This is a genomic window from Paenibacillus sp. PsM32, assembly GCF_030433815.1.
GTDB lineage: Bacteria > Bacillota > Bacilli > Paenibacillales > Paenibacillaceae > Saccharibacillus > Saccharibacillus kyungheensis.
The window spans coordinates 436,067-460,475 of record NZ_JARUWY010000001.1 but is presented as its reverse complement, the minus strand read 5'-3'; the positions used below and the strand labels follow the sequence as shown (position 1 = coordinate 460,475).

Sequence of the window (24,409 nt, the reverse complement as noted above, 5' to 3'; positions counted from 1 at the left end):
CATATGAGTGAACGTGTTGGTAACCAACCATTGCTACACATGGGTGCTTTTGAAGCCGAATTGTACTGGCGTGAAGATGATCTAGCTACTTTGCCAGCTTTACCTGATAAAGAAGCAGAAAAAATAGTTACGGCGATGGATGAACTGTTATTTACTTTTTGTCATCCAGGAGATCTGCTATTTACCCGTTATGCAATCGAGCCAGCACAGCGTCAATATATTCAGCAATTGGGATTTAGCGTATATGGAAATACGCAAGATTTGGAAATGGATGCCGCCAAAATCAAAGATCATATTCTAGCAGGGCAAGATCAGACGATGGCAGGAATCAATCGCTTGAGTGCAGGTAAGCAAGCAGGGATGTCTGCACGTCCTGTGTCTGTTTTCCAGTGGATGCAAGAACAAGATGAACAGCTAACCGCTCCATTTCCATTATCTACGATGACTTTATCTCCATTTGCATGGATTCCTCATATCGAAGAGATGAATCAACGATTTGGAATCGGTTATCATGCTCCTGATCTGGAAGTCGTCAAAAAGGTCAATACCAAACACTATTCTGCTCAAATGAAACAAAAGCTCAATTTGAGCGGTGTAGGGGTACTTGTAGAAAGCAGTGAAGAACTGGTTGAAAAAGGAAGTGAATGGCTGAAAGAAGGGTCTTTTTTAATCAAAGACAATTACGGTGTATCAGGCAAAGGGAATATGCTGATCGATTCTCCTGAACTTCTTGTACGGATTGGTCATGGTCTGCATAAACAAGAGGAAAAAGGGAAAAAAGTTCAATTTCTAATCGAAAAGTATCTGCAAAAAGAACGTGATTTCTCCTGCCAATTCTATATCGATCCACAAGGAAATATCGAAATGCTATCTGTTCAATGGTTAGCTAACTCTCAATTTGCTTATCGTGAGTCGCTTTCTCCTGATTCTGCTTTTATGGTGCGACTGGAACAAGAAGGTTATTTTGCTCTGATGGAGCAGATCGGTAAGCAGTTGTATCAAGATGGTTACTTTGGACATGTCTGTATTGATTCTATGGTGTTACAAGATGGTAGTCTTGAGCCAATGGTGGAGATTAACGCTCGCAAATCAATGAGCTTGATCAAGCATCAGATGGATCAATATCTACGTACGTATGGACTGGTAGGTAATATGACCAACTATAATGTGTCCCATACAGGCGAAGTCTCGCATGAACAATTGCTACATCTTTTAGAACAAGCGAATCTGCTCTATCTGCCGAATCGCCAACAGGGTATTATCCCATTAACGTCAGCCGCTTTACATGTGAATCACCGCTTCCGCAATGACAACAAAAAGCACAAAGGCAGAATCTACCTTTCGGTTGTAGCTACTCATGACTATATCAAGCAACAACTATTGACTCGATTTGAACAACTATTAGAAACGAACCAATTTAGCATATTAAATTAATCAAATAGCGAATGTTCTACTTTAATATTCACTTCTATTCATTTTTATTACTCAACATATAGTTCTTTTCTTCACCATCCTATACATGGAAGGATTTGATGATCATGACTGTAACGATATTGTGTTCTGGTTTTGGATTAGGCTTTTATACACCCGGTCTACTTGTAGAAGCAAGCTTGAAGCGTATGGGTATTCCGACAGACGTTCTTGTATTTGAAAATGTTATGCAATCCGATCAATTGCAAAAAGTAGATAAAAGCCGGCAAGCATATCATGCTGATTTTTCAGTTGCATTGATGTCTCAGCGAATTCCACAAGATATCCGCAAAAGTATGGATGATGAACAGATTGCAACATTGTTACAGCAGTGGGAATCTGAAGGAAGGCAACATTTTATTTGTTTATCAGGGCACTGGATATACATTTTAGATCGCTATCGGGAGCAGGTAGGCGAAGCCAATATCCATGTGGATTTATTGTATCTGGATGTGGTCGATTCTCCTTCCTGGAAAAGTGTACGCAAACGATTAGGTCAGCTACATGAGAGTTATCATGAAGTCTGGCTATTTGGTCATGGAGAACAAGAGATGTACACGTATATCGATATCCCTTTGTCAGACCCTGTGATTCCGTATAGTCAAAGGCAACATCGACTGTTGGTACATGGCGGTGGCTGGGGAATGGGGACGTATCGTGAACGTATTGCCGAATTAGAACAAGTAGGCTATGGACTGGATATTATTCTATATGATCAAGATGAGCGAGGCACTTCAGAACAGGGACAACGTTATTATCGAATGAATCCAGAATGGCGTACATGGCAACAAAATGAACAGGATAAGCATACCTTTCCGCCATTAGGAGAAGTGCAAGCAGATCAGTCTGTTCAGTATGAATCACGAGCAGAGTATCATATTTTGTGCGAGATTGAACGCAATGTACAAGCGATCGTGAGCAAGCCCGGTGGAGGGACATTAGCAGATTCTTTTGCACTCAGTACGCCGATTATCTTTTTAGAGCCTTTTGGTGAACATGAAGCTCAGAATGCAGCACAATGGGAAAAATACGGATTCGGATTATCTTATGAACGCTGGATGAGTGAATATGGTGGAGGTACCGATATTTTGGAACAGATGCATCAGCAATTACTACAAGCCCGTCAACAATTTCCAGCGTACGCAGATGAGTATATTCAACGTCATATGCAGCTTCTTCATCCTACGATGGCTAAAGGTACATTATGATGAAATCTTCGGAAATGAGTATCAGGCAATCCACCACAGACGCAGATGAACATATTCTTTCGGCTCAAGTAAGTCACCATCCAGAATCAACTGTCAAATTAGGCATTCTAGGCTGTTCAGGAATTGTGCCACGTGCTGTTCTTGATCCTGCACCTTATGTCGATGGACTGGAAATTGTAGGCGTTGCTAATCGCACTTTATCCAAAGCCGAATCGCTAGCAGAACATTATGGAATTGCAACGATTTATAACAGTTTGGACGAATTATTAGCTGATCCTCAACTGGATGCTGTCTATATAGGGCTGAGTAATGAACTGCATGCAACATGGATTCGCAAAGCATTATCCGCAGGCAAACACGTACTGGTCGAAAAACCACTTTGTTTATATCCAGAAGAATTGCCGATGATGGGTGCCGCAGCACAGCATTATGGATTGCAATTGATCGAAGGGATTATGGTAGTACATCATCCGTGGCAACATACATTGCGTGAGTTGATTCAGTCTGGTGAATATGGAGACTTGATACGTACAGTGACCCAGCTTACGATACCCGCCAAAGACAATCATCAGGATAATTACCGAAGCCATCCAGAGCAAGGCGGAGGATGTTTCTGGGATTTGGGTTGTTATTGGCTCCAATTTTTGCAACAGGTGATCGGTATACAACATGGTGAGTTTGATGGACATTCTCTATTTGATGGGCCGAATGGATGCGATTGGACATTTGAAGCGCAAGCCAGACTTGCTCATGGAGTGACAGCAGAAGCGATATTCTCATTTGAGAAGCCGTATAGTAGCCGTCATATTGTTTACCTTGAACACGCAACGATAACGATTAATGACTTTTTCCGCTGTAATCTAGGCTTTTATAAATTGAAGTTAAAGATTGCTTTGCTGGAAAATGGGCAGGAAACAGGTGAAGTTCGTTATCATACCTTTGAGCCAATGAATTATTATGTAAATCAATTACGCTTTTTTCGTGATACCGTTTATCATCCGTCCAATCATCATTCGTTGGATGAATCGGTAGAGCGTATCCACCTGCTATCTCATATTCATGCGACTGCCAAATCCAAAAGTGTTATATCTTGAGTTATCCATACAGATATTTGGTTTAGCAAACATCTTTTTCTTATCAAAATCTTTTTCTCGTTGAACGTGGGTGCATGTGTAATGCCAAATGGTTAGGAGATGAACATGGATGAGTCATTTATCAGAAAATAATCCTTTATATGAAGCGTTACAGCAGTATCCAACGCCTTTTTATTATTACAATGGAGATCAATTAGCTGATCATATTCACTCTTTTCAACAAATGCTACATCCCAAAGTTCAATTGCATTATGCGTTAAAAGCCAATAACAATATAGCGATAGCTAGCCTTTTACGTGAATGGGGCTGTCATATTGAGATTGCTTCTTTAGGAGAATTGCGTCTGGCTGAAGCGGCAGGGTATTTACCAGAAGAGATTATTTATACAGGCCCGGGGAAAAGTGAAAAAGAATTACGGACAGCGATAGCACATCAGATTTATTGTATCAATATCGAATCACTAGCAGAGTTAGAAACGATTCATCAGATTGCTACAGAATATGATTGCCATGTAAAAGTCGGTATCCGGGTGAATCCAGATGGAGAAGGAATCGGGGGATCGTCCATTCAGATGGCAGGGGTAGCCCGACCATTTGGGATTGATGAGTCTCAACTTGATCAAGTATTTCAGCGTGCGGCTGAGATGTCACATATTCAAGTGATCGGTATTCAAGTCTATGCGGGTACACAGATTATGGATGCAGAGGTGTTGCTGAGTAATTTTAGATATACTTTATCTTTGGCAGCACAACTTCAAGCTAGATATCCGGTTCAACTGGATATTGTGAATCTGGGTGGTGGATTTGGAGTTCCTTACTTTTCCCATGAACGTCCACTGGATATAGAATATGTGATGCAACAACTGACACTGCTCATAGATGAATATAGTGTTCATCTGCCCCATAGTTCTTTTATTATCGAAAGTGGTCGCTATTTATTAGCCGCTGCTGGAATCTATGTCTGTCAGGCGCAATATACCAAAGTATCCAAAGGCGAACATTTTGTGATTGTGGATGGTGGTATGCATCATCATGCAGGAGCTACATTTCGAGGTAGACGACCACGTAACAATTATCCGATCAAAATTATTCCAAGACATCATACGTCAGATACAGAGCAGACACAGGTTACCAGTATTGTAGGGCCTCTGTGTACGCCGGATGATTGTTTATTCAAAAATGTAGAGTTGCCTGTTATCCATGCTGGTGATTACATATGTATTCTGCAATCCGGCGCCTATGGATTAACATACAGCCCTATTCAATTTCTGGGGCATGCTACACCTGCTGAGGTGCTGTATTATAAAGGCAAATCGTATTTGATTCGTGAGCAAGGCGATCCTGAAGATTTGTTACTGCGACAGCAAAATATCGTACCTTCTACAGAATGGACGGCGGTGCCATGATGAATTCTAGTACGTATTCCTATACTCATTACGAAGCATCGTTAGCCCGTCAACCTATTCCGTCTGATTCGCAGAAAATCTTGCCTTTAGCCAAACCTTTTGTTAAAGGATATCAGTACTTGGGGTATGCTCTATCTGTTATTATGACTCATAAAGAGTGTTTGCCGTGGGTGTATCATCAATTTATCCAGTTGAGTTCTCCTAATTACCAGTGGGTTGATTTTTACCATCCACACGACTTTAGCGATTATCCCTGGTTAGAGACGAATGAGACCGATTGTGCAGATCTGAATGCAGAGCAATTGATTCATACATGGATACAGCTTATTAATGAAGAAAAGTATCTGGTGATGTTTATTGATGAATTTTATTTGTCCCATACTGCTTTTTATCAAGAAGAGCATTATTCTCATGATATTATGCTACATGGATATGATTTGGAGCAGGGTATATTCTGGGCAAGCGGATACAATCGTGATTTTCAATATGGAGAGTATTCTATTCCTATCGAAGAAGTGCTAGCAGCTCATTTCTCATTTCAAGAATCGCATAAGCGTCTTATTACGATTCGCTATCAGCAAGCACCTGTACATTCTCCCAAAGTGATCGCTGTAGTTGTTACATTAGAAGGTCTAATCGAACAGTTACAAGACTATGTAGATTCTCGCCCGTCATCTTGGAGACGCAATGATATTCAGCAAGCCAGCGCCCACTTTTATGGTATGGAAATCTATGATATTTTACAAAATAGTATTCAGAACTTTATCGATAATCATATCAAAGCCGATATTCGGGCATTCCATATCTGGTACGAACACAAAGAAGCGATGGAGCAACGATTAACGTATTTGACGCAAAATGTAACAGGCTTACAAGCGATCGTAGATCAGCATCCTACACTGATGCCAGCGTTAAAAGAACTAACTCGTAAAGCAACGATTATTCGTAATCTATTGCTCAAATACAATCGAAGTCACAATATAGCTAGCTTGGAGCGCGCGTCGCAAATGCTCTATACGATGCGTGGTGAGGAAGAAGTAGCCTTGCAAATGATGCTCACTGTGCTTAAGCAAAGTATTCAGCCTGTATCTGTATTGGAGCAATCGCGTGAATTAAAACGGCGTGTCGTAGATCGTCAGCTACGCAAAACAGTCGAAGACCGATTAATAATTTTCGATCAATTAGAAAAGCTAGATCATCCTAATGAATGGATAGAAATTATGCTGATTATCGATCAACAGTTATGGGAACAGTTAGCTCAGACTGATTCAGTACGAACAGATCGTCTGATCGCTTTCTGGTGTGAATTGCTTCAAACCAAACCGTGGGTTGCCAGTCAATATGATACATTACGTAATGTGGTAGAGCGAATGCAGAAGGTGGCGCAAGATGAGCAAGTCAAAGCCCAGTTAGAGTACTGGCATACAACAATGACTGCTATTCGTTCTCAATAAATCATCAAATGTATAGCATAATTCAGATTATTCACATGAAATCATAAATAGCCGTAGGACTCTCTAATCATTAAGAGAATCCTACGGCTTATTTGATAGGTAGAACTTAGATTAGAGTTTACCAGCGCCTGCTTGAGCAGTCACAGTAGCTTTAACAGTCGTAGAAGCAGCAATTGCATCATACAACGTAGGCGTCCAACCTACATCTGTACTCAGACCTGCACTGGTAGCAGCATTAATAGCGACTCCATTTAACAAAGTGCCTGTATCATACAGTGCAGTGCCTTTAAGCGGACTTGCGACTTGATCTGCGGTTAGACCTGTTACATCAATCACATTATTTTGAGCGTAGATTTTGGAAGATTTGCCAATACCCCAGATATACAGGGTAGCATAAGCGCCTGTAGTACTGCCTTGATAATAATTGTTATACACATGAATTTGTCCATAGCGTACGCGAGGAGTACGTTGAACTGTATTTTTATAATAATTATGATGCAAAGTAGCACGTAATTTACCTTCATCACTGGTTGTACTATCACTTGAACCGATAATCGTAGTTTTGTCATGATCATGGAAATAGTTATAAGACAGAGTTAATAGATCAGCACCATTGCTCATATCTACAGCACCATCATGATGTTGATATTCACGACCATAATATTCTCCATTGCCACTATCAGGATGAGCACCATCGTCAAATGTACAATGATCTATCCATAAATGAGTAGCCCCTTTGATCGTGATACTATCGTATTCAGAATTCCAATTGCCTGTACTGCCATCTGTAGGGTCCCATGATGGAAAATAATCATAGGCATCTTGAAATTCAATATTACGAATAATAATATTGTCTGTACCGCTTTTTACCTGAAAATTAACACCATTGATAATAGCATTCGTACCTTTACCTACAATTGTAGTGTTGGAAGGGATGGTAATACTTATTCGACTGGCTTGATTTTTTTGTGAAGCTTTACGAGCGTCTTCCTGTGTACCAGAAGGAACTTTAGACATTCCCCATGTTGCCGGATCATAAGCTTTAAGATAAGCATTAAAATCATAGCCTGCGTCTTTATAATCATTGGCACCGAGTGGTTGGTTGTTATCATCTACATTAATATTAATTGTACCGCTTACATAAATGATTTTAGGAGTAGTATTAGTAGCACTTCCAAGCGCATCCACTAACTGTTTGCGATTGGTTACGGTGAATATATTCGCAGTGGTTGCTTTGGCACCGCCTGTAGTTCCACCAGAATAAGCTGCCCAGCCATTTTTAGTTCCTAATGTTTCTTTGCCTATATCTGTAGCCGCTTGTACCGAAGGATTCCAGACTGCTATTGATGAGAACATTAATAATGTAGCTAATCCTATACTCCATTTTTTATGCATACATCTTATTCCTCCTTGAGTATATACAATCGTATCCATATCATAAGCAAGACAATAGTAAGCGCGACAAGTGAATAAGCAGACGAGGTTAAAAAGAAAGCCCGGGTACTTTTTTCTAACCACCTATACAGCGTAATCATTTTTACATAAAGTGACAATATAAGAATAAATACGTAAATATAAGTGTAAATGATTACATATAGAAAACACAAAAAAGACCTTTGTTATAGAGGATATATCACAAAGATCCTTTTAAATCATAGGAATTAGATGTTATGATTATAGAAGTGTATAATACATAGTTATACAAATTGCATAAAAATAAACTTAAATTTGAACTAAATGCTCCCATATGTATAAAATTACGGAATTAGTTCAGTCCAATCTAGCATCACGAGCGGAAGAGGACCTAACGGTTCTGCTGCACAGACGGCTAATTTGTACTGTGAATCGATAGAAATATGACGAAAAAAACTTGGGGTGTCGATTGGTTTCGTAGAAGTCACTTGATAGTTTTGGATATCATCTTGCAAAATAGAGAATGAATCTAACGGAATAGAAAGCCCTTTGCCTACAAATTTGATGTAGCTTTCTTTTAATGTCCATAATTCATAAAAAGTCTGTAGCTGTCGATCTTCCGGTGCATTCAATACCAATTGATATTCATCAGGAGTATAGAATCGCTTGGCTATTCCAAAATCTATTGGACGTACCTGTTCAATATCAATACCTACGGGAACATCACCATCAACACATACAATCCAGTTACCTGCATGGGATACATTAAAATGAATATGAGGATAGTTGCGTAAGTAAGGCTTGCCATACTTATTTTTGTCTAACTGAATCTGATCATCTTGCAAATGATAATGGGTACGTAATCTATATAAAATAAGCAGTTCTCCTATTAATCCACGCTGAGCATCTTGCTGTCTAACAAATTTTAAAGAAGCTTCTTTTCTTGCAGATGATACTTTGCTACGTAACATATCCATATCTTCTAACGATAATAAATCAGGCAGATGTATCCCTGTCACTGTAATCAATCTCTCGTCTCCCCACTTTCGAGTTTGGCTCTATTGCTATATAAAGAAATGGTTCTGTTGTCTAAATTATACAATATCATTTTCAAGGAGGAAACATTGTGCCAGAAATCAAACATTTAGCTCATCAGACCGAGGACGGTTATTTTGTTCAATTGATTCCAGACGTTCAATTTGCTCGTTTTGCAAATGGACAATCATTAAAAATGAATATTTTGCGTCCAGTTTCTCATTTACCGTTGCAGTTAATCGTCTGGGTGGTCGGTGGAGCTTGGGTAGATATCGATCCTTACAAGCATATTCCTGCTCTTTCCAAATTAGCCCGTCAAGGATATGTGATCGCTTGTGTAGAATACCGAACAGTCAACAAAGCGCCTTTTCCTGCGCAATTAGAAGATATCAAAACAGCGATACGTTTTTTACGTGCTCATGCGCTTGATTATCATATCGATCCAGAACATATCGGCATCTGGGGACACTCCGCAGGTGCTCATTTATCTGCATTAGTAGGCGTAACTGGAGACCAATCCGAATGGGATCAACAAGGACAATGGCAAGGTTATTCCAGTAATGTCAAAGCGGTAGTCGATTTTGCAGGTCCGGTTGATATTCAGGCAGATTTCCAGAGTGAATACGAATTGCCTGTAATCTCGTTACTGATGGGTGGGCCTTTACGACATAAAATAGACACAGCAGATCAATCCAATCCGATTCATCATCTTGCTTCTCATATTCCTGCTCAAGTACCCCCGTTTTTGATTATGCATGGAGATCAAGATCAAGTGGTACCGCTACGTCAAAGTCAGTTTTTGTATGATGCGTTAGCAGCGATGTCTGCGGAAGTGGATCTATATATTTTGGAAGGTGTCGGTCATTCTTCGACTACTTTTATGACTCGAAATGATGTACTTGAAATTGTAAGTGAATTTTTTGCGCTACATTTGAAAGGATCATGACCAATATAGGTTAATAGTAAAGTAGACCATCATCACCAGTCCAAACAGTTCATCATTGCTTTACATTAAGGGCATAAGAAAGATTGAGAGGGATAGACCATTGGACAATCATGAACATGAAATTCTTCAAAACCTGATATCTGAAAGTGGTGCGTACCGATCTCTTTTTGAATACCACCCTGATGCGATATACGTTATGGACAAAAAGGGAAATTACATTTATATCAATCCAGGTGTAGAGAAGATTTCAGGTTATACCATAGATATGCTAGAACATGTTGATAACAATAGAATTTTTGGAGAAGAACGTACTGATATACGTTCTCCCTATGTTGCGGAAGTATTGGAGGGCAAATCTGTTCAATTTCAGACTCAAATTTACCATCGAGAAGGGCATTTGATTGATCTAGATGTTACATATACACCGATCGTAATTCAGAAAGAAATTGTAGGGATTTATGGAATTGCCAAAGATATCACTTCACGCAACAATATCGAACAAAAGTTCAAAGAAGCTGAACGGATGTATCGTTTAATTTCTGAAAATGCAGATGATTTGATTACTTGCTCGGATGCAGAAGGTAGAATTACATACATTTCGCCCTCTGTAGAAAAGATTCTAGGGTATTTGCCTTCAGAATTAATACAAATGTTATCTACCGATTTAATCTATCCAGAAGATATTTTGCAGTTAGAACCTCCATTTCAATCGCGCAAAGCGGTTGAGATTCGTTGTATATGCAAAGACAAAACGTATAAATGGATCGAACTTACAGTCAAAGCGATTACAGATGAGCATGGAGAAATATTTCAATATATGGGGATAGGACGCGATATTACTGCCCGTAAGCAATCGGAAGAAGAACTTCGCAAAAGTGAAGAACGATTAGCGCTGGCACAAAGTATCGCAGGCTTTGGATATTGGGATTGGAATTTGGACACACAGGAATTAATCTGTTCAGAGCAATTTCTGGCTATTTTAGGGTTGGAATCTCCCTCTGCCAAATTGTTATATCGTCATTTTTTGGCAATGGTACATTATGATGATCGTGATAAAGTACGGACTGCTTTTCGGCAATCGGTCGCTCAAGAACATATCAATATCGAATGTAGACTGGTCGATCGCACTAATCAGATCAAAACAGTGAATATTCAGGGAACTCTGGTGACCGATGATCAAGATGGCACACGCCAAATCGTAGGTACTATTCAAGACATAACAGAAAGTCGTCTGATGGAAGATCTGATTCGTGAAAGTGAACGGCAATATCGTATGCTGTCCAATAATACATTGGACTTGATTTCTTCGCATACCGCAGACGAACATTTGAGTTTTGTATATACATCTGCTTCTGTGAAAAAGTTGCTTGGTTATACAGGCGAAGAACTGATCGGCAAAAGTGCTTATCTTTTTTATCATCCTGAAGATTTTCAAAATGTACGCGATTATATCAACGGGATTACAACGGTCACAGAGCACAACGAGCAACAGACGGTACATTATCGTTTTCAACACAAAGCAGGTCATTATATCTGGTTAGAGAGTACAGCAACGTACACTCCTAGTCAGGTTGAAGGAATCAAGGGCACAGTGATCGCTGTATCCAGAGATGTAACCGATCGGAAATTAGCTGAACAGCGTCTACAAGAAAGCGAACAGCGTTACAAATCACTTGTCGAATACAATCCTTCGGGCGTCTATACATTTGATCTACAAGGTCGTTTATTTAATCTTAATCCTGTTGCCGAAATTCAAAGTGGATATGATCGCACAGAACTAAAAAATATCTACTTTGCCGAGTTGATTCATTCTGATCTGCGTGAACAAGCATTAGATCATTTCAACAAAGCCAAAATGGGATTACCACAAAATTATGAGACGACTTTAGTACATCATACCGGTCATCAAATAGAAGTGAATATTACAAATGTACCTATTATCGTAAGTGGCGAGATTACAGGTGTATTCGGAATAGCGACAGATATTACAGAAAGCAAAAAGTATGTCGAACAGATTAAAAAGATCAGTGATGAGTACAACTTAATTTTGAGTTCTGTCTCAGAGGGCATTTATGGAGTAGACACTGAAGGCAATGGTATCTTTTTGAATGCAGCAGCATCTTCTATGTTAGGCGTGTCCAAAGAAGAATTTATAGGATCGCCTGTACACGATGTGTTAATGCATACCAGAGCAGATGGAGAGCCGTATGCTCTTGCCCATCATCCAGTAGAGTTAACGATGCAAGACAGCATTTCAAGACGGGTAACAGAAGATGTGTTTTTTCGCCGCGATGGTTCTAGCTTTTTTGCTTCTTATCAGACCAATGCGTTGCGAGATCGAGATCAGATTATAGGTGTAGTGGTTGTGTTTAGCGATCGCACGAATGAGAAAGCAATTATCGAAGCAAAAGAATCGGCAGAGCGGGTTGCTTATGCGAAGTCACAATTTATTTCGATGATGAGCCATGAGATTCGTACACCGATGAACGGGATTGTCGGTATGGCTGAATTGATGCTTGATCTTGATCTCAATGAAGAACAAGCCAGTTATATTCATATTATTCGTCAGAGTGGTAACGAATTGATGCAGATTATTAATGATATTATGGATGTGCATCGACTGGAAAATGGAAATGTAGAACTGGAACAAAATGTGTTTGATCTTCATGAGTTAATCAACGAAGTCTATCAGTGGTTTTTACCTACAGCTCAAAGTAAACATCTGCGATTTGAAAAAAATATAGAGCAGGAAGTTCCCAAACTCGCTCGCGGTGATATGCCTCGCATTAAGCAGGTACTGGTCAATATTATCGGTAATGCGATTAAATTTACAGAAAAAGGAAATATTCGGATTAGCGCTGGCATTTCTTATATGTCTCAAGATGATGGAATGATGTTGCACTTCCGCATTACAGATACAGGCATAGGCATACCAGCAGATAAATTAAATGAATTATTTCATTCATTCTCGCAGGTACATCCGGTTATGAATCGGCGTTATGGAGGAACAGGACTAGGATTGTTTATTTGCAAAAATCTGATCGAGCTGATGAATGGAACGATTGGAGTTGAAAGTCAAGAACATCATGGATCTACATTCTATTTTAGTATTCCATTACAACTGAATTAAATATAAAGAAACCTGTTAAGAGGCATACCATCAACGATGCTTCTTAACAGGTTTTTTGCATATAACTAATGAATAGTTAGCGTCCAGTACTGGATCAATCCATTTTTCTAGCATACATAATAGCGATAGTCTGAGGGCCACAATGACTGGAAATAACACAGCCAGCTTCGGTAATCATAACTTGGCGAGCATCGGTTTGTTCACGCAATACAGCTTGCATATGTCTTGCTTCTGCCTCTGCAAACGAGTGAACTACAAAAATAACATCTTGATCGATAGCATGTCGATGAGCCAGTGTATTGCGAAGAAGTTGTTCGACTGCTTTTTCACGCTTGCCTCGTATTTTATAAGCTGGCACAAGTGTACCCTGTGTAGTCACTTGAATAACCGGACGAATTTTGAGCAAGCTACCAATCAGGTTTTGCATTCCAGAACAGCGTCCACCTTTGTACAAATACTCTAAAGAGTCGATAGCGAACTCGGTCTCTATTTGTGAACGCATTGATTCAAGTAACTGTACGATCTCTGTAACCGATTGCTGTTGATGAATCGCTTGAACAGCTTTCATAACTAATAAGCCGATCGAGCTGGATAAATTTAAAGAATCGACGATAGTGACTGCACCTGCGGGAAATGTATTTGCGGCAAGATGCGCATTCGCATACGTAGAAGAGAGCGCAGAGGACAGACTAATATAAATAATCGTGTCACCATTGTCAATAACAGGCTGAAACGCTTGAATAAAATCAGCCGGGGAAGGTGCAGACGTTTTGGGTGTTTGTCCGGTCTGTTTTACTTTTTCATACAATTCGGCTGGGGTGATATCTATACCATCTCTGTATACTTCATCATTAAAATTCACATATAAAGGTACGACACCGATCTGATTTTCCTGTAACCATGTTTTCGGCAAATCGCAAGTACTATCTACAAACATACGAATAGATGTCATAATAATCTCCTGTCTTTCAATCGAATCCAATTATTCTATATACCTATAAGCATACATTCTAATAGTATATCATGATTCACAGTATACAAAAAAGCAGATAGTGACTGCTATCCATAAGAATAGAAGTTACTACCTGCTACTAATAGTACTGATCACTTACTCTAATCACACATCGCTTTTAATAATTACCTTCTGAAAAGATACCAAGAAGCAAAGAAAGTAATAGGAATGCAGCTGGAAGAGCATTTAACACCAAGCCAAGAATTGCAAAAATTTTGCGACGTTGCTTGATGCAACAACCAACAATACCTAATACAAGCCCGGTAAAGTTAGCAAAGATCATAAATCCCCAGATCAAAATAAGTACAACCAGTCCGCCTAACATGCCAGACATCCATGCGGTAATATTTTCTTCATCTAACATTTCCAAAGAAGTCCCTGTACTTCCAACAGCAGAAGCAACCATAATGACAGCAATAACTACCAGAATAATATTGATCACAATCGTAGATAGTCCAATCACAAAAGAAGCTACACCTAATTTGGAATGCGGCCATTTTTGACCGGGTGGCAACGCATATGGATCATTCACGTTATACTGGTTATAATCAGTATAGTGCGGTGGAGCGGTAGGTGAAGCATAATCTTCTCTAACCGGTTCTGATACTAATGGATCTCTAAATTCATTATCTTGAGCTGGATCAGAATCCGTATCCGTATCTTTTTTTAAGTTAGGAAATGATGAATTGCGTTTTGGATCATAAGGGTCCATAAATGTAATCTCCTTTACAGTATATGTATGTACCGTTACTTTTTCATAATTTCCTCACAAATGCAAGTATTTGAGTAAGGTATAATTAAAATAAACAGATTAGCAGGAGGCATATTCATGCAACGCACATATTTAATTATCGGCTCTATTCTAGGAATGATTGGAGTAGGGATTGGCGCTTTTGGCGCTCATTTATTAGAACCTATTATTGGCGCACAATTAATGCAGACATTCAAGACAGGGGTAGAATATCACTTTGTACATACATTAGCGATTATTATGGTTGCTATTTTAGCAGGAGTGATTGGTGAATCGAGTCTATTACGCTGGGCAGGTCGATTGTTTACGATCGGTGTTATTATTTTCTCAGGAAGTCTGTATGTATTGAGTATCACTGGAATCAAAGTGTTAGGAGCGATTACACCTATAGGTGGATTATGTTTTATCGCCGGTTGGTTCATGCTAGCGTTAGTCGGTGCTAAATACGGCAAACGTGCGTAAAAGGTATAGATACTAGAATTTGCTTCTTATCATTATTTCTAATCATAAGATAGTCAAATCATAAAGTAATCAAAAAAAGCGTTCTTCTCTGTAAAAGAGAAAAACGCTTTTTTTTGATCATTGTCTTTACCAAAAGAATACATGTGCAAGAAAACGATTTAAGTATGTTGAAAATCATCAATCTCATTCAATTTGAAAGTATACACTTGTTTTTCATCTACATGATATACACTAATCGTTTGATTTTCATTATCAAAATTTAAGATACGACAAGGTATCGAGAAACGATCACCACGATTGTTAATCGTTAAACGTACCAATGTATTATCTTTGATGTAAAGAGCTAACCAGCTGTTCATATCGTTTTCAATTTTTTCATGCAAGATAGCCGCTGATTTCACTTCTTGTTTTTGTTTTTCAAGTTTTTTGACCAGTGATGCGGTTTGAGCTGTAATCGATTGTTTGCTTTCAGATATACTTGAGATATCTAAAGGCGTTTGTTGTTTGGTTTTATCTTTCAAAGAACTTTCAATCTTTTGTCCAAGTTTGATGCCAGAAACGACTCTAAAATCCGCCAATTCTTCGTGATTATTGAGAATTTCAAGCAGTTTTTGAAGAGCAACAGCGTTGTTTCGACCAGAGATCATCAGGTCAACGTTAAATAAAAATTCGGCTTCGTCGTTAGTTGGCTTTTTATCCATGATTCTCCCATCTCACTTATCCTATCAGAATATTAAAAATTTTTTACAATTGATTATAACCTAGCATTTTTAAAATGAAGCATATCATGTGTAAATACTTCGGAACCTATTATTATTGTATCAACAAGCAAACACATATGAACCCTAGAAATGTAAGCCTTATCTATACCTTTTATCGGATGGGTTGTCGAAATATGTTACAAAAATATATTGTATTTCGGGGCAAAAAGACCGGTATCCTATCGGACCCGGTCGGCTCAACAAAATCATACGTGATGCAAAGCAGATATCACATTATACGGACATAATATGAGTATGGATTACACTTCAAATATATTTCTTAGACCTTCTTCATACGAAGGATAAACAATACCTTTTTCAGTGATAATTGCAGTTACGTATTCGTTAGGTGTTACATCAAATGCCGGGTTAAACACTTTGATATCTTGTGGAGCAGTACGCTTGCCAAATCCTTCGGTTACTTCTTCCGCAGAACGTTCTTCAATCGGAATTTCAGCACCGCTTGCAGTTGATAGGTCAATAGTAGATAAAGGGCAAGCTACATAGAATGGAATATTGTGTGCTTTTGCCAAAACAGCAACACTATACGTACCGATCTTATTCGCTACATCACCATTAGCAGCTACACGGTCTGCACCTACGATAACCGCTTGTATCCAACCTTTAGACATCACCATACCTGCCATATTGTCACAGAGAAGCGTAACATCAATACCTGCTTGTTGCAATTCAAATGCTGTTAGACGAGCACCTTGAAGCACAGGACGAGTCTCATCGGCATAGACTTTTAAATTGATTCCTTTTTCATGAGCAAGATACATAGGAGCAAGTGCTGTACCGTATTTGGCAGTAGCCAGTCCACCTGCATTACAGTGCGTCAATACACCCATACCATCGCTAAATAAAGGAAGGGCATGTTCACCAATCATCCGGCATACTTCTTCATCTTCCACATGAATAGCTATTGCTTCTTCTAAAAGACCTGCATTACGATCAGCAGTCGTACCGGCTTGTTCTGCTAATTGATGAGCTTTTTTGTTCATACGATCTAAAGCCCAGAACAAGTTAACAGCAGTTGGACGAGACTCAGCCAGATAAGCAGCCGTTTTGAGCACATGTTTGAGCCAGTGGTCTGCATCTTCGCCTTTATATTCCCATGAGCCTAGAACAACGCCATACGCCGCAGAGATACCGATAGCAGGTGCTCCGCGTACTTTCATTGAGCGAATAGATTCAAAGACTTGCTCGGACGTAAATAATTCAAGCATTATAATTTCATCCGGCAATAACCGTTGATCAAGCATTAGTAATTTATCGTTATCCCAACGCAATGATAATAGAGGTTCAAATGGCGCTTTAACTGGATTCTCATCCGAAGTTGAAAATGATGGATTCATATAAAGAAACACTCCTTGTCCTATATATCGTCAAACATACATCTTATTCATAACCAACACTTAAATAGTAAACGTTAAAATATAGGATATCGGAAAAGAAAGGATTTGCACAGTCTTTTTTCAATATCTATTTGTTTCGTAAATGAAATACAAGGGTAATTTGTAAACAGACGAGGCTGAGGATAGAAAGTCTCCATACTTAAACCTAAATGAAGAAAGAGGGATAACTAATCATGACGAATACAACTAACAAAGGTCAAACTAAAAAAGTTGAAGAACTTCTAAATTTACAGGTTGCTAACCTGAATGTATTATATGTAAAAATTCATAATTTCCACTGGTATGTAAAAGGTGAAAACTTCTATACATTGCATATCAAATTCGAAGAATTGTACAACGAAGTAACGTTGAAAATGGATGAAATCGCTGAGCGTCTATTGACTCTTAAAGGTTCACCAGCTGCAACGTTAAAAGAATATTTGGAACTAGCTACTATTCAAGAAGCGAACGGAACAGAAGATGCGCGTACAATGGTACAAACATTGATCGAAGACTTCGCTACAGTGAATGAGCAATTCCAAGAAACAATCGAATTGGCAGAAGAAGCTGATGATCAACCAACAGCAGATATGTTGATTGCATTCAAAGCAGATCTTGAAAAACACATGTGGATGCTTCGTTCTTTCTTGGGTAACTAATCCCATCTCAGATGTACTGCATAAGTGTCACCCTGCTACATTGAAGTCCTTCACATCTGCGATATAATAGGTGATAACAAACCGTTACAGAAAGTGAGGGCGACGATGGATGGCGGAATCAGTATTGGCTTTAAAAGAATGGGCTTCGGTTATTCAGGCGTTGGAGCAAGGAACACAAATACTTTTGATGCGCAAAGGTGGCATTGTTGAAGAAACACGTCACTTTGAATTGAAAGATCATTCCTTTTACTTATATCCAACTTATGAGCACCAACGTCGTGAATTGCTCAAATCTCAATATAATCATTTGGTAGACGAATCACTTAACGGCTGGTCTCCTGATACGAGATCAGCTGGTATTCGTCTGTATGCAGAAGTGACCGATGATTTGGAAATATTCGAGCAAGACCAGCTAGATGCTTTACTGGACCAGCATATCTGGACAGATACGTTTGCCGAAGAACGTTTGCATTGGAAAAGAAAAAGTCCGCTTCATTTACTGATTGTGCGGGTATATATACTTGAACGACCGATAGAGATTCCTGTGCAGGACCAGTACCTGGGCTGCAAATCATGGATTTCTATACCAAGTGGTCTGGTGACGAGCGAATTGACGCCGGTGCTGGACGCTGCGGAGTTTGAGCGAATGAGAACTGTCATTTTGCAAGCTTTGCAACAGGCGGGACATTCTACAAGGCTTGACTGAGTGATCGGTCAGGTCTTTTTTGCATGGTGTAAGATTACGCGTTTCATTGCGACTACTTCAAATTTATTATAAAATAACTTGAGAATCGTTGAGAATCAGTTTAGAATGGTTCTAAGAGAGATTTATTCTTAGACTTTATCTAAATGTCTTTTTATGTTTCGTACATCAGAGAAGTTGTGTCACTATACTCTCTGTTGACAGATATAGATCCAACCAAACTACTTATTTCACTGGAGGTCAAAACTATTATGGCAACGAATTTCGTCATTGAAGGTTTGAAAGCAACAATCGACAATAAGGAAATCCTTAAAGGGATTAACCTTTCAATGAAAGGTGGAGAAATCCACGCAATCATGGGACCTAACGGTACAGGTAAAAGTACACTAGCATCTGCTTTGATGGGACATCCTAAATATGAAGTAACTGAAGGAACAGTCACTTTAGATGGTGAAGATGTGTTGGAAATGGAAGTAGATGAGCGTGCTCGTGCAGGTCTGTTCTTGGCGATGCAATATCCAAGTGAAATCACAGGCGTAACAAACTCTGACTTTTTGCGTAGTGCAATCAATGCACGTCGTGAAGAAGGTAAAGAGATTTCATTGATCAAATTTATCCGTCAAATGGAAGGAAGCATGAAAGAGTTAGACATGAATGCTGAATTCGCACACCGTTACTTGAACGAAGGTTTCTCCGGTGGTGAGAAAAAACGTAACGAAATTTTGCAAATGTTATTGCTTGAGCCAAAATTAGTTATCCTAGATGAAATTGACTCCGGTCTTGATATTGATGCTCTTAAAATTGTAGCAAACGGCGTAAACAAAATGCGTAATGAAGATCGTGGATTCTTAATCATTACTCACTATCAACGTCTACTTGATTATATTACTCCTGACTATGTACACGTAATGATGCAAGGTCGTATCGTGAAGTCCGGTGGCCCTGAATTAGCTGCTCGTCTTGAAGCAGAAGGTTACGATTGGGTTAAAGAAGAACTTGGTATTACAGACGAAACTGTAGGTCAAGAAGCGTAAAACACTGTACGGAAGGAGGAGCTAATAACATGACATTGCAAACGATACTTCCATTAAATCTGGAAGCTCTTAAATCATTATCTCAACAAAAGAACGAACCAGCATGGTTGACTGAGAACCGTTTGAAAGCACTTGAACTTGCTTCCAAACTTGAACTTCCTAAGCCGGAAAAAACCAAGATCGACAAATGGGATCTTTCGGATTATGGAACTTATCAGGCACCTGTTAAAGTATCAACATTAGAAGAGTTGCCTGCATTGATCAGTGCACTGGTTGAAGGCAATGAATCCGATAACCTGATTGTACAAAAAGATTCAGGTGCAATTTTTTCTAGTCTATCTGATGAATTGAAAGCACAAGGTGTTATTTTTACAGATTTGGAAACAGCTGCTCGTGAACACGAAGAGTTGGTGAAGCCTTATCTAACAACAGTCGTTGCACCTGACGAGCATCAATTGACAGCTCTTAATGCAGCAATGTGGAATGGTGGAGCATTCTTGTACGTTCCTAAAAACGTAGAAGTTAATATTCCTGTACAAGCGATCTTTTTAACTGAAAATGCTGGTGCTACTTTTGCACCTCGTATTCTAGTTGTCGCTGATACAAACAGTTCTGTAACGTATGTAGATAACTATATTTCCGCAGGAGACGATGTTCGTGTCCATAACGGTGTAGTTGAAATTGTTGCTAAAGCAGGCGCTAAAGTTCGCTATGCAACAGTTCACCAATTCGGTGGCAGTACGACAGATATGAGTTACCGTCGCGCAATCACTGAAAACGATGCTTCTATTGAATGGATCATTGGTGAAATGAACGATGGCAATACAGTTACAGATACAGCAACAGTGCTTAAAGGAAATGGTTCAACTTCTGATGCCAAAATCATTGCTGTAGGTTCTGGTTCTCAACGTTTGAACTATACAACCAAAGCGGTTCATTTTGGTAAAGATACAACAAGCCAAATGATCACTCGTGCTGTCATGCGCGAATCTGCGAATGCTATCATTAATGGTATTACCAAAATCGAACATGGTGCAACTCGTTCGAATGGTGAGCAGACTGAAAAAGTATTGATGCTTAGTCCAAAAGCTCGCGGTGACGCGAACCCGATTCTTTTGATCGACGAAGATGATGTTATGGCAGGACACGCAGCATCTGTAGGTCAGGTTAACCCTGAACAAGTTCATTACTTGATGTCGCGTGGTATTACTCGTCCAGAAGCAGAGCGACTGATTATCTACGGTTTCCTGGCTCCAGTCGTATCGGATATTCCTTTGGAACGTTTGCAGACTCGTTTGCAGGAACTGGTTGAAAGGAAGCTAGGTCAGTGAACCCAGCTATCCGCGAGCAGTTTCCGATTTTACATCAGGAAGTAAACGGACATCCGCTTGTCTATCTAGATAATGCAGCAACCTCTCAGAAGCCACAGGTTGTACTGGATGCGCTCAATCATTATTATGAGCACGATAACTCCAATGTACACCGCGGCGTTCATACACTGGGAACACGGGCGACTGACGCTTATGAAGGTGCTCGTGAAAAGATTGCTCGCTTTATTAATGCAGGACGCAGTGAAGAAATTATCTTTACGCGTGGTACAACAACAGCACTCAATCTAGTGGCTTCTTCTTATGGTCGTCCTCGTCTACAACCAGGGGACGAAATCGTGATTACACCGATGGAACATCATAGTAATCTGATTCCATGGCAACAATTAGCCAAGGCAACAGGAGCAACACTTCAATATATTCCGCTACAACCAGATGGTAATATTGATCTGGCTGACGTGGAAAAAGTAATTAACAGCAAAACAAAGATTGTCTCGGTCGTCTATGTATCTAACGTGCTTGGTGTAGTCAATCCAGTCAAAGAAATTGCTGAGATTGCTCACCGTCACGGTGCGATTATGGTCGTAGATGGTGCACAAAGTACACCGCATATGAAAGTCGATGTACAAGATCTGGATTGTGATTTTTACGCATTTTCCAGTCATAAAATGTGTGGGCCTACTGGATTCGGAGCTCTATATGGTAAGCGTCAATTGCTTGCTCAAATGGAGCCGATCGAATTCGGTGGTGAGATGATTAATGATGTGGGATTGTACGAATCCGACTGGAAAGACGCTCCGTGGAGATTTGAAGGCGGTACGCCGATTATCTCTGGAGCGGTTGGACTGGGAGCAGCGATTGATTTCCTGACTGAAATTGGAATGGATGAAATCGAAAAGCATGAAGCGCATCTTGCGAATTATGCGATGGAACGTATGTCTCAGATCGAAGGTTTGACGATTTATGGACCTGCTAAGCGTAAAGTCGGTATTGTAACGTTCAATCTGGAGGGTGTTCATCCTCATGATCTTGCAACTGTACTTGATACGTTCGGGGTAGCTATTCGTGCTGGACATCATTGCTGTCAGCCATTAATGAGATGGCTTGGAGCAAGTTCTACGGCACGCGCAAGCTTTTACCTGTATAATAATGAACAAGACGTAGATCGTTTGATCGATGCGTTGGTTCAGACGAAGGAGTATTTTGGCGATGAAACTTGATGATCTCTACCGCCGTGTGATTATGGATCACTACAAAAATCAACGTAACCGCGGTGCTTTTGAAGACGGAGCGATGACGGTTGAACTGAATAACCCAACCTGTGGTGACCGAATATCTCTACAACTTTTGGTGGAAGATAACAAAGTGAAAGATGCCAAATTTTCTGGAGACGGTTGTTCAATCAGTATGGCTTCCGCTTCAATGATGACAGAAGCTGTAAAAGGCAGAACTTATGAAGAAGCACTTGAACTTGCAGACCGCTTCTCTGCTCTCATGAAGGGCGAAGATGTGGAATTTGAAGAATACGAAGAGATCGAAGCCCTATCTGGAGTAAATAAATTCCCTGCTCGCATCAAGTGTGCTACGTTGGCCTGGAATGCCCTACGCAAGGGAATTGCCACAGAAGACAACTAAAATCTTCACAAATTAGATGGGGAGGCTACACAAATGGCTAAAACAGCACCAGAAATGGAAGAATATAAATATGGTTTCCGTGATGATCACAAGTCTATTTTTCAATCCGGTAAAGGACTGAACAAAGAGATCGTAATGGAAATCTCTCGCATGAAAGATGAGCCGGAATGGATGTTAGAATTCCGCTTGAAAGCTTTGGAACAATTCGAAAAAATGCCTATGCCTGATTGGGGCGGCGACATCAGTGACTTGGATTTCAACGATATCCAGTACTATGTTAAAGCATCTGAAGGACAAGGTAAGACTTGGGAAGAAGTACCGACAGAAATCAAAGAAACTTTTGATAAATTAGGTATTCCTGAAGCAGAGCAAAAATTCTTGGCTGGTGTATCCGCTCAGTACGAATCTGAGGTTGTATATCACAGCATGCAAAAAGAATTGGAAGATCAAGGCGTTATCTTTATGGATACAGATACAGCTTTGAAAGAACATCCAGAAATTTTGCGCGAATACTTTGCTACCGTTATCCCTACAACAGATAACAAATTTGCAGCATTGAACAGTGCAGTATGGTCAGGCGGAAGCTTTATCTATGTACCGAAGGGTGTACAATGCGAAGTGCCTTTACAAGCATACTTCCGTATTAACTCCGAGAACATGGGTCAATTTGAGCGTACGCTAATCATCGCAGACGAAGGCAGTATGGTTCACTATGTAGAAGGCTGTACAGCGCCGATCTACAGTACAAACTCATTGCATAGTGCTGTTGTTGAGATCGTATGTAAAAAAGATGCTCGTGTACGTTATACAACGATTCAGAACTGGGCTCCAAACATCTACAACTTGGTAACCAAACGTGCAGTTGCTGAAGAAAATGCAACAATGGAATGGGTAGATGGTAACATCGGCTCCAAATTAACAATGAAATACCCTGCAGTTGTTCTTAAAGGACGCGGCGCTAAAGGTATGGTATTGTCTATCGCTGTTGCAGGTAAAGCACAACATCAAGATGCTGGCGCAAAAATGATTCACCTTGCACCGGATACAACATCTACAATTGTGTCTAAATCGATCAGTAAACATGGTGGTAAAGTAACGTATCGTGGTCTAGCATCATTCGGACGTAACTCCGAAGGTTCTAAATCCAATATCAAATGTGATACGCTGATTCTGGATAACCAATCCACTTCAGATACAATTCCGTACAATGAGATCAAGAACGATAACATCACTCTTGAGCATGAAGCGACCGTATCTAAAGTATCTGAAGATCAACTCTTCTACTTGATGAGTCGTGGTCTAAGCGAAGATGAAGCAACACAAATGATCGTTATGGGCTTTATCGAGCCATTCACAAGAGAATTGCCTATGGAATATGCAGTAGAAATGAACCGTCTGATCAAGTTTGAGATGGAAGGTTCTATCGGTTAATTCCTTTTGTAGCAAGGAATTTTACATTAAAAGCGGGACAGAAAAGGGGGGATTGCCCCGATTCTGCCCCGCTTTTTTAAA

21 protein-coding genes are annotated in these 24,409 nt (G+C 39.8%); 15 read left to right on the top strand and 6 right to left on the bottom strand.

Annotation, left to right across the window (positions count from 1 at the left end):
- Positions 1 to 3 precede the first annotated feature (3 nt).
- The 5 genes from QCD85_RS02170 to QCD85_RS02150 all read left to right on the top strand — a co-directional run bounded on the left by QCD85_RS02170 (position 4) and on the right by QCD85_RS02150 (position 6,631).
- A complete protein-coding gene (locus tag QCD85_RS02170; protein WP_301261508.1) occupies positions 4 to 1,434 on the top strand; it encodes a hypothetical protein in 1,431 nt (476 codons plus the stop codon).
- 104 nt (positions 1,435 to 1,538) lie between these two features.
- Positions 1,539 to 2,678: a UDP-glucuronosyltransferase gene (locus QCD85_RS02165; protein WP_301261507.1), complete on the top strand. Its 1,140-nt coding sequence runs from the start codon at positions 1,539 to 1,541 to the stop codon at positions 2,676 to 2,678.
- A complete protein-coding gene (locus tag QCD85_RS02160; protein ID WP_301261506.1) occupies positions 2,678 to 3,772 on the top strand; it encodes a Gfo/Idh/MocA family protein in 1,095 nt (364 codons plus the stop codon). Before QCD85_RS02165 ends, QCD85_RS02160 begins: the two co-directional genes overlap by 1 nt.
- A 109-nt stretch (positions 3,773 to 3,881) precedes the next feature.
- Positions 3,882 to 5,177: a type III PLP-dependent enzyme gene (locus tag QCD85_RS02155; protein ID WP_301261505.1), complete on the top strand. Its 1,296-nt coding sequence runs from the start codon at positions 3,882 to 3,884 to the stop codon at positions 5,175 to 5,177.
- Complete coding sequence (locus QCD85_RS02150) at positions 5,174 to 6,631, top strand: hypothetical protein (RefSeq protein ID WP_301261504.1); 1,458 nt, start codon at positions 5,174 to 5,176, stop codon at positions 6,629 to 6,631. Before QCD85_RS02155 ends, QCD85_RS02150 begins: the two co-directional genes overlap by 4 nt.
- Before the next feature lie 111 nt (positions 6,632 to 6,742).
- On the opposite strand, the gene QCD85_RS02145 is transcribed toward QCD85_RS02150, so the two are convergent.
- Together QCD85_RS02145 and QCD85_RS02140 are read right to left on the bottom strand one after the other, a co-directional pair.
- Positions 6,743 to 7,987 (bottom strand): pectate lyase family protein, encoded by a 1,245-nt coding sequence (locus tag QCD85_RS02145; protein ID WP_274172950.1) that lies wholly within the window; start codon positions 7,985 to 7,987, stop codon positions 6,743 to 6,745.
- A gap of 401 nt (positions 7,988 to 8,388) precedes the next feature.
- The gene (locus QCD85_RS02140) at positions 8,389 to 9,063 is read right to left on the bottom strand and encodes a 4'-phosphopantetheinyl transferase family protein (protein ID WP_273616271.1); all 675 of its coding nucleotides are present in this window, start codon (positions 9,061 to 9,063) and stop codon (positions 8,389 to 8,391) included.
- 107 nt (positions 9,064 to 9,170) lie between these two features.
- Here QCD85_RS02140 and QCD85_RS02135 point away from each other — a divergent pair, with 107 nt between their 5' ends.
- Positions 9,171 to 10,025, top strand: coding sequence for an alpha/beta hydrolase (locus tag QCD85_RS02135; protein ID WP_301261503.1), 855 nt, complete (start codon positions 9,171 to 9,173; stop codon positions 10,023 to 10,025).
- A gap of 55 nt (positions 10,026 to 10,080) precedes the next feature.
- Entirely contained in the window at positions 10,081 to 13,155 is a 3,075-nt protein-coding gene (locus QCD85_RS02130; RefSeq protein ID WP_367317616.1) for a PAS domain S-box protein, read from the top strand.
- A gap of 94 nt (positions 13,156 to 13,249) precedes the next feature.
- Here QCD85_RS02130 and QCD85_RS02125 read toward each other — a convergent pair whose 3' ends face one another.
- The gene (locus QCD85_RS02125; RefSeq protein ID WP_301261501.1) at positions 13,250 to 14,107 is read right to left on the bottom strand and encodes a DegV family protein; all 858 of its coding nucleotides are present in this window, start codon (positions 14,105 to 14,107) and stop codon (positions 13,250 to 13,252) included.
- Positions 14,108 to 14,285: 178 nt separating this feature from the next.
- A complete protein-coding gene (locus QCD85_RS02120; protein ID WP_301261500.1) occupies positions 14,286 to 14,879 on the bottom strand; it encodes a hypothetical protein in 594 nt (197 codons plus the stop codon).
- A 117-nt stretch (positions 14,880 to 14,996) separates the two neighbouring features.
- Between QCD85_RS02120 and QCD85_RS02115 the strand changes: the two genes are divergently transcribed.
- The gene (locus tag QCD85_RS02115; RefSeq protein WP_301261499.1) at positions 14,997 to 15,380 is read left to right on the top strand and encodes a DUF423 domain-containing protein; all 384 of its coding nucleotides are present in this window, start codon (positions 14,997 to 14,999) and stop codon (positions 15,378 to 15,380) included.
- 158 nt (positions 15,381 to 15,538) lie between these two features.
- Here QCD85_RS02115 and QCD85_RS02110 read toward each other — a convergent pair whose 3' ends face one another.
- Complete coding sequence (locus QCD85_RS02110; RefSeq protein ID WP_273615508.1) at positions 15,539 to 16,081, bottom strand: hypothetical protein; 543 nt, start codon at positions 16,079 to 16,081, stop codon at positions 15,539 to 15,541.
- A 320-nt stretch (positions 16,082 to 16,401) separates the two neighbouring features.
- Complete coding sequence (gene mtnA / locus QCD85_RS02105) at positions 16,402 to 17,499, bottom strand: S-methyl-5-thioribose-1-phosphate isomerase (protein WP_301261498.1); 1,098 nt, start codon at positions 17,497 to 17,499, stop codon at positions 16,402 to 16,404.
- 233 nt (positions 17,500 to 17,732) lie between these two features.
- On the opposite strand from mtnA, the gene QCD85_RS02100 reads away from it, so the two are divergent.
- The 7 genes from QCD85_RS02100 (at position 17,733) to sufB (ending at position 24,328) form a co-directional block, all read left to right on the top strand.
- On the top strand, positions 17,733 to 18,197 hold the full coding sequence (locus tag QCD85_RS02100) for a Dps family protein (protein WP_204824853.1): 465 nt from the start codon (positions 17,733 to 17,735) through the stop codon (positions 18,195 to 18,197).
- A gap of 109 nt (positions 18,198 to 18,306) precedes the next feature.
- Positions 18,307 to 18,903 (top strand): DUF1802 family protein, encoded by a 597-nt coding sequence (locus QCD85_RS02095; protein ID WP_274170494.1) that lies wholly within the window; start codon positions 18,307 to 18,309, stop codon positions 18,901 to 18,903.
- A 248-nt stretch (positions 18,904 to 19,151) separates the two neighbouring features.
- Positions 19,152 to 19,934, top strand: a complete 783-nt coding sequence (gene sufC, locus QCD85_RS02090; protein ID WP_069326962.1) for a Fe-S cluster assembly ATPase SufC — start codon at positions 19,152 to 19,154, stop codon at positions 19,932 to 19,934.
- A gap of 29 nt (positions 19,935 to 19,963) precedes the next feature.
- A complete protein-coding gene (sufD, locus tag QCD85_RS02085; protein WP_301261497.1) occupies positions 19,964 to 21,265 on the top strand; it encodes a Fe-S cluster assembly protein SufD in 1,302 nt (433 codons plus the stop codon).
- Positions 21,262 to 22,482 (top strand): cysteine desulfurase, encoded by a 1,221-nt coding sequence (locus QCD85_RS02080; RefSeq protein ID WP_301261496.1) that lies wholly within the window; start codon positions 21,262 to 21,264, stop codon positions 22,480 to 22,482. Before sufD ends, QCD85_RS02080 begins: the two co-directional genes overlap by 4 nt.
- Positions 22,472 to 22,897 carry a Fe-S cluster assembly sulfur transfer protein SufU gene (gene sufU / locus QCD85_RS02075; protein WP_273615513.1) on the top strand — a complete coding sequence of 142 codons (426 nt, stop codon included), beginning with the start codon at positions 22,472 to 22,474 and terminating at the stop codon, positions 22,895 to 22,897. Before QCD85_RS02080 ends, sufU begins: the two co-directional genes overlap by 11 nt.
- A gap of 33 nt (positions 22,898 to 22,930) precedes the next feature.
- Positions 22,931 to 24,328, top strand: a complete 1,398-nt coding sequence (sufB, locus tag QCD85_RS02070; RefSeq protein ID WP_204824849.1) for a Fe-S cluster assembly protein SufB — start codon at positions 22,931 to 22,933, stop codon at positions 24,326 to 24,328.
- The last annotated feature ends 81 nt before the right edge of the window (positions 24,329 to 24,409 follow it).